The organism is Intrasporangium sp. DVR (assembly GCF_040365325.1).
GTDB lineage: Bacteria > Actinomycetota > Actinomycetes > Actinomycetales > Dermatophilaceae > Intrasporangium.
In genome coordinates, this window is sequence record NZ_BAABZW010000038.1 from 1 (window position 1) to 6544 (window position 6544).

The 6544-nt window shown below is 71.2% G+C and carries 5 protein-coding genes and 1 tRNA gene; 2 read left to right on the forward strand and 4 right to left on the reverse strand.

Translation table 11 applies throughout. The features are described from left to right. Positions 1 to 2423, reverse strand: a 2423-nt coding sequence (gene mobF, locus ABWV20_RS19080) for a MobF family relaxase (protein ID WP_353358033.1), incomplete at its 3' end; no start/stop codon positions are given. 322 nt (positions 2424 to 2745) lie between these two features. On the opposite strand from mobF, the gene ABWV20_RS19085 reads away from it, so the two are divergent. Next, positions 2746 to 2943, forward strand: a complete 198-nt coding sequence (locus ABWV20_RS19085; RefSeq protein WP_303375284.1) for a helix-turn-helix domain-containing protein — start codon at positions 2746 to 2748, stop codon at positions 2941 to 2943. Next, on the forward strand, positions 2940 to 4082 hold the full coding sequence (locus ABWV20_RS19090; protein WP_353358036.1) for a tyrosine-type recombinase/integrase: 1143 nt from the start codon (positions 2940 to 2942) through the stop codon (positions 4080 to 4082). The genes ABWV20_RS19085 and ABWV20_RS19090 overlap by 4 nt, the downstream gene beginning before the upstream one ends. Positions 4083 to 4099: 17 nt before the next feature. Here the strand turns inward: ABWV20_RS19090 and ABWV20_RS19095 are convergent. The 3 genes from ABWV20_RS19095 to istA all read right to left on the reverse strand — a co-directional run. After that, a tRNA-Arg gene (locus tag ABWV20_RS19095) sits at positions 4100 to 4172 on the reverse strand. Positions 4173 to 4314: 142 nt separating this feature from the next. Beyond that, on the reverse strand, positions 4315 to 5094 hold the full coding sequence (gene istB / locus ABWV20_RS19100; protein WP_353358038.1) for an IS21-like element helper ATPase IstB: 780 nt from the start codon (positions 5092 to 5094) through the stop codon (positions 4315 to 4317). After that, positions 5094 to 6544, reverse strand: a 1451-nt coding sequence (gene istA / locus ABWV20_RS19105) for an IS21 family transposase (protein ID WP_353358040.1), incomplete at its 5' end; no start/stop codon positions are given. The genes istA and istB, both read right to left, overlap by 1 nt.

Below are 6544 nucleotides of genomic sequence, written 5' to 3' on the forward strand. Positions count from 1 at the left end.
AATCCCACCCCGTGTCCAAGAACCGGGGGCAAGGCCCCGTCCCCGGTGTCGCCGGCGTGGACCCGGTCTCGGTCGAGGTAGTGCTCCAGCGCGGTGGGGTCGCCGTCGCGGATCGCGAGGGTGGCGGTTCCTTCGGCGGGGTCGGTGAACCGGTGCAGCTCGGTCAGCGTGGCGGTGGTGCCGTGCGCGTAGCCCTGCTCAGCCAGGTCCCGGAAGATCCCGCCGGCCGCGACTGCGGCCAGCTGCTGGTCGTCCCCGACCAGGCGCACGCTGCCACCGGCGTCGACCACGTGGCGGACCACGGCCGCGAGGTTCCGGGTGCCGGCCATCCCGGCCTCGTCGATCAGCACCAACGTCCCTGGGCCGATCGCTCCACCTACGGCAGTCGTCGTGCTCGTTCCCGGTGAAGCACCTGCGACGGTGGTCTGGTGGAGGTACTTGGCAAGGGTGTCGGCATGGATGCCGGTGGCCTTGCCCAGCTCCTCGGCCGCGACCGCCGTGGGTGCCAATCCGAGGACGGTGCCGCCGGAGGTCTCCCAGGCCCGGGCGAGGACGCGTAGGGCGGCGGTCTTGCCGGCGCCGGCCGGGGCGAGGGCGACCTGCACCCGGCACCCGCTCGTGGCCAGGGTGCGGACCATCGCCGTCTGCGACCGGTCTAGGTTCGGACCGTCCGCAGACTGGGCGGCCAGCACGTCCTCCACGACGACTGGGTCTGCCTGGCGGCCGTCGCGACGCAAGCCCAGGGCGAGGAGCTCTTCCTCCGCCGCCAGGATCGCCCGGGACGTGTAGGCCTGGCTGCCGTGAACGACGTGGGCGGACTGGCCGTCCGGGCGGCGCAGCACCTCCGGCTCACCCAGCTCCGGTGGCACCCCGACGGGCACCGAGAAGCGGTGCAGGACCCACCGCTCGACCTCACGCGCGTGTTCTTCGATCCGGGCGAGGGGGACCTGGGCGGTGCGGAGCTGGCGCAGCGTCTCTGCGCGCACGTGCCACACCTGCCACGTCGCCCGCGACCCCTCCAGCACCTTTACGACGCGGGCGGCGAGGAGCTGGGGGCGCACGCCCCCACCCCTGAGCGCAGGTATGCGTCCCTGGAGCGTCTCCACCCGCTGACCTGCGGCAATACGAACGTCTCCACCACGCTCCCGGGTGCGTCCCCACCCCGCCCCCACCGCTCTCTGGACCATCTCCTCCGGGCTGCGTCCCGCGGGGGCGAGCACGGCGGTGGCCTGCGCCCGCCAGGTCTGGCGTTGCTCGGACTCCGAGCGGGGTTCGTGCTTGCCCGGGCGGGTCTCCAGGTTCGCCTGCTGCGCCAGCGCCAGCGACTCGACAGTCGTGGGCGTGCGGCCGTGGTCGGCCCGGAAGGTGGCGGCGAGCTCGCGCTGGCGGGTCTCGATCGCCTGCCGACGGGACGACCACGCGTCCAGCAGGGCCGGGTCTATGCCGTCGATCTCGCGCACCGCCCGCTTGCCCTCCGGTGACGGACGCTCGCTGAAGCGGACGTCGAGCCGGTCGACGAGCCCGGCTTCGAGGTGGGTGTTGTAGTGCTCTGAGGCCATGACCTTGGCCTTGAACAGCATCCGCCCGTCGAGGGTGAGCCACCGTCCGCCCTCCTCGGGCAGGGACTGGACCTTGTTGGAGACGACGACGTGGGTGTGCAGGTCCGGGTCGCCGGTGCGTGAGTCGCGGTGGTCGAAGGCTGCTGCGATGAGGCCGGTGACGGGCACCTGGCGGATGCCGCCCTTGCCGACCCGGGTGAACGCGACCTCGGCCTCGAGCATCGCCAGCGTCGCGCGGACCGCGTCCTGGTGCGCGGCTTCCACCTGCCGGGCGACCTCCGGAGTGGCGAGGGCCCACAGGGCCGAGACCGACTTCACCGGGGAGAACGTCAGGTCGAACCCTGCAACCGGCACCTGCGCCGGCCGTGACGCCCTGGCGATGAACCTGGTCAGTTCGCCCTCGTCCACGGGTGCGCGGCCGTGGCGCTGCTCGAACGCCTCCAGGGCGACCCGGGTGCGGATCGCTGCCCGCTCCTGCGCCGGGATGGAGGCGTTCCACGGCAGGCCCCCTGAGGTGTTGTGCTCGCTGAAGGCCCGGGCCGTGACCTGGCGCAGGGTCGTGGCGTCGAAGGTCGGGAACGCCCGGCCCAGCGCGCCCCACCCGTTCGCGGTCGCCCCGGGCTCGTCGGAGCGTGGGTGGCGACCCTGACCGAAGAGCAGCTTCATCTGCTCCTCGGTCACCACGTCCCCGACGGCGAGGTCGAGCCCGGCGAGGCCGGTGCCCAGCCACCGACCCGGCGCCTCGCCCTTCTCCTCGTAGTAGGAGGCGAGGCCGGCCTGCCGGCTCTCGGTGGCATCGTGAGCGGCGACCTGCTTCGTCAGGTACGTGTACCCGCTCCCTGCGGCGAGCTTGTGCAACGTCATCACGCTTATACAAAGCGGACGAGCGAGGCCCAGGGTCTCACCACGGCGACCGAGTGCACCGGGTGTGTCCTGGATCTGCCTCGGCAGATCTGTCAGGGGCGGGGACCTCAGGTCTGAGTTGAGCGGAAACAGCCGCGGATGTGGTGGCAGTCGCGGCGGGGGATAGACATGGTGGAGCTGTCCACAGGTTTGGGGCGAGGGGCGCGCGGCAGACGAGAAGGAGTGGCTGAATGAAATGGCACGGTGAGTCCCTGGGGCGGGTCTCGACGCTTTAGGGGACACAGCGGTTTTCGCTGACCACGAGCGAACGGAAGGAACGACCATGTCTCAGACCGTCAGCCCCATCGAGCTCCTCACCGTCGAGGAAGCGGCGCGCTGGTGCCACATCTCACCGAATACCTTGAACTACCTGCGTGTGCAGCGCCGGTTCGCCCCCGCCATCCGGATCGGCCGTCGGGTCTTCTTCACTCCCTCTGACCTCAACGACTGGCTGGAGGCTCAGCGCGAGGAGCCGGAGTGATCCAGAAGCGGGGGAGGCGCTACCGCGTCCAGGTCAAGCACCGCGGCATCGTGGTCGCGGACCGTTCGTTCGAGCGACGCGCTGACGCCGCCGTCTGGGAGCGCGAGCAGAAGCAACTCATCCTTATGGGCGACTTCGTGCCTCCGTCGGCCGGCAGGGTCACGGTGGCCCAGCTGGCAAAGACCTACCTCGAGGCCAGGCGCGACCAGGTCTCGGTCCGCGCCTGGGAGTCGGACGAGAGCGCCCTTCGTGTCCACATCGTGCCGGCGCTGGGCCATCGTCCCATCGGGTCGGTGAACCGCGTCCACATCGAGCGCTTCCTGGGCGCGGTCGCGAGCAGTCGGTCGGTGGGCACCGCGGCACGCGTGCGGACGACCCTGCGGGGCCTGTTCGACTACGCAGTTCGGTCGCGGGTCATCCGCGACTCCCCGGCGGCGGCGGTCCGGCTGCCCCGCCCGGACTCCGGCCGCCGTCGCGGGGAGTTCAGGCCCTTCACGATGGACGAGCTGCTGGCCGTGGTGGAGGAGCAGCGACAGCACGCAGGCGCCCAGGCGGACGTCACCCTGTTCCTCGGGCTGACCGGGCTGCGCTTCGGCGAGCTGCGCGGGTTGCGCGCACGCGACGTCACCAGCGTCCCGTACCCGGCGGTCGTCGTCGCCAGATCGCTGCCCCAGTCGGGGCGCACCGGGAAGGTGATCGAGCGCACGACGACCAAGAGCGGACGCAGCCGGATCGTCCCGCTGCTGTCCTTGGCCCTTCCGGTGGTCGAGTCACGTCTGGAAGGACTGGATCCGGAGGACCTGCTCTTTCCGGCCAGTCAGGGCGGGTACCTGCACGTCCAGAACTGGCGCCGCGCCGTGCGGTGGAACGGGACCACGGACGGGCGCCGGCCGCACGACCTGCGGCACACGGCCGCCAGCCTGTGGATCGCCGCTGGGGTAGATATCAAGACCATCGCGGTCTGGCTCGGTCACAGCTCCACGAAGCTGACGCTGGACACCTACGGCCACCTCATGGGCACCGACGCCGAGCGGGCCGCCATCGAGCGGATCAACCGCGCCTTCGGGCACCAATCAGGCACCAGTCCGGGCCAGGCCTCACGCCGACTGCTGACGCTGGAGCCGAAGGAGAGCCTCTGACCTGCACAGACACGACGTGCCCCCGGCAGGATTCGAACCTGCGACACCCGCTTTAGGAGAGCGGTGCTCTATCCCCTGAGCTACGAGGGCGGGACAGCCCGGCCATTCTGGCAGGTCGTCCGGCCCGGTTTCGAATCGACCTCCGACCCGTCCCGCAGCTCGGCGCGTGTCAATGGCCACGTTCAGGTCCCCGCTGGTGGCCAAGTGAAAGTCCCCACCCTCTGCGGGTTGTTCAGCTTCTTGGTGCCTTACCTCCTTGCCGGGTTCGGGCTTGGCGCATGCGATAGGACTGGCCACTGGTGACCACGGTGGTGGCGTGGTGAAGCAGCCGGTCGAGCATGCTGACGGCGGTGGTGTGTTCGGGCAGGAACCGGCCCCACTCCTCGAAGCTCCAGTGCGAGGCCAAGCCGAGGGCACGTCTTTCGTAGGCGGCGGCGACCAGGCGGAAGAGCAGCTGGGCGCCGGTGTCGTCCAGCGGGGCGAAGCCGACCTCGTCGATCAGGATGAGGTCATGCCGGAGCAGGGCCTCGATGGTCTTGCCGACGGTGTTGTCGGCCAGGCCGCGGTAGAGGGTCTCGACGAGGTCGGCCGCGGTCAGGTACTTGACGCGGTGTCCGGCGATGACGGCGGCGTGCCCCAGGGCGATGAGGGTGTGGGACTTGCCGGTGCCGGCCGGCCCGATCATGGCGAGGTTCTCCTTGGCGCTGATCCATTCGAGCGAGGTGAGGTAGGCCCAGGTGGGGGCGGGGATCGAGGAGGCGGGCAGGTCGAACTCCTCGATCGTCTTCAGGACCGGGAACCCGGCGGCCTTGAGCCGGGCCCGCTCGTTGGAGGCGTCGCGGGCGGCGACCTCGGCCTCGACGAGGGCGCGCAGGACTTCCTCGGGTGACCAGCGTTGGGTCTTGGCCGTCAGGAGCAGTTCGGGGGCGAGCTGGCGCATGGCGGCGAGCTTGAGCCGGCGCAGCCCGGCCGTGAGGTCCGCGGGCAGGGCCGGTGGTGTGGTGGCGCTCATCAGGAGACCGCCTCACCGGTCGAGGGCGAGTCCGGCGTGTTGCCAGTCGGTTTCACGTCTGAGTTGGTGCTGGCGTGGGTGGGTGTGTACTCGGACAGGGAGCGGCCGAGGGCGACGGGTAGGTCGATCACGAGGGCGTTCCCGGCGGTCCTGGGGTGCGGGGTGCCCGCGCCAGCGGCGAGGATGGAGCGCACGTCCGCGGCCTTCCACCGGCCGAACGCGACCGCTCGTTCGAGGGCTGCGACCATCGCCGCCTCGCCGTGCGCGGCGGTCAGCGTGTTCAGCTCGGCCAGCTCCGGCCCGAGGCGGGTGTGCCCGGCTGCTGCGGCGCCGGCGATGAACGCCTCCGCGGCTGGGCCGAGCGCGCAGAACTGTTTCTCCGCAAGGGTTTTCGGGCGGATCGCCCGGACCGGGACGGCCGGCCGCGGGCCACCGTAGTGCTCGTCGAGGATCGAGGCCTCACCTGGGGCGACGAGGGGGTGCTGCGCGTGCACCTCGCCCGTGCCGACATCCAGGACCAGCACCCGGGGCCCGTCGACCACGACCGCCACGGCTTGGCCGCGCAACCGGACCGGGACCGAGTAGCGGGCCGAGCCGAGCCGGATCGTGGACAGCTTGTCGACCTTGCGGGTCACGGGCGGCGGGCCGATCGAGGGACGCAGCGACGGCAACGCGCCCAGCAGCTCACGCTCACGCTCGAGCCGCACGGCCGGGACCGCACCAGTCTCCGAGTGTACGTTCGCGTTGACCTGCTCGCACCACGCCGCGGCACGCCCATTCGCGGCCGGCAGGTCCGCGAGCACCTTTGCCGCCACTACGGATTCGTCGATCCCAGCGCCCGCGTCGAGGGCGTGCTCGAGCAGCAGCGGGCGCAGCAGGTCATCCTTGCCGTACCCGACCAGGTTCTCCACGATTCCCTTGGACTGCGGGTCGTACCCCTCGCAGAAGTCAGGCCGGAACCGGTAGTGCGTGGCGAACCGCACGTACTCGCTCGTGGGCACCACCCGGTTTGCTACGACCCCACCCTTCAGGCAGTTCATCCGGTCCGCCAGTACCACGCTCGGCACCCCGCCGAGGGCCTCGAAGCACTCCGCCAGCAGCGCCAGCGTGGTGTGCGCCTTCTCGTCCGGGGCGAACCGCACGAACCGGACCCGCGACCACGCGAGGACGGCGCAGAAGACGTGCACGCCGGCGATCACGCCCCAGTCGATCACCAGGTGCTCGCCCGGGGTCCACACCGCCGGACGGCGTGAGCTGCCCTGCTCGCGCCGGTACCGCTTCTTCTCCTGCGCGACCAGGCGCCGGAAGTTGCGGTCCGAGCCGGTGTACCCCTCCAGTCGCGCCTTGGGCAGCAGCCGCTTCGCGCTGACCCGCCCCAAGCCGGTCTTGACCGACCTCGCGACAAGCTCACGAACGCCCTCGTAGTTGCTCGGCCGCGGCGCCCGCGCGG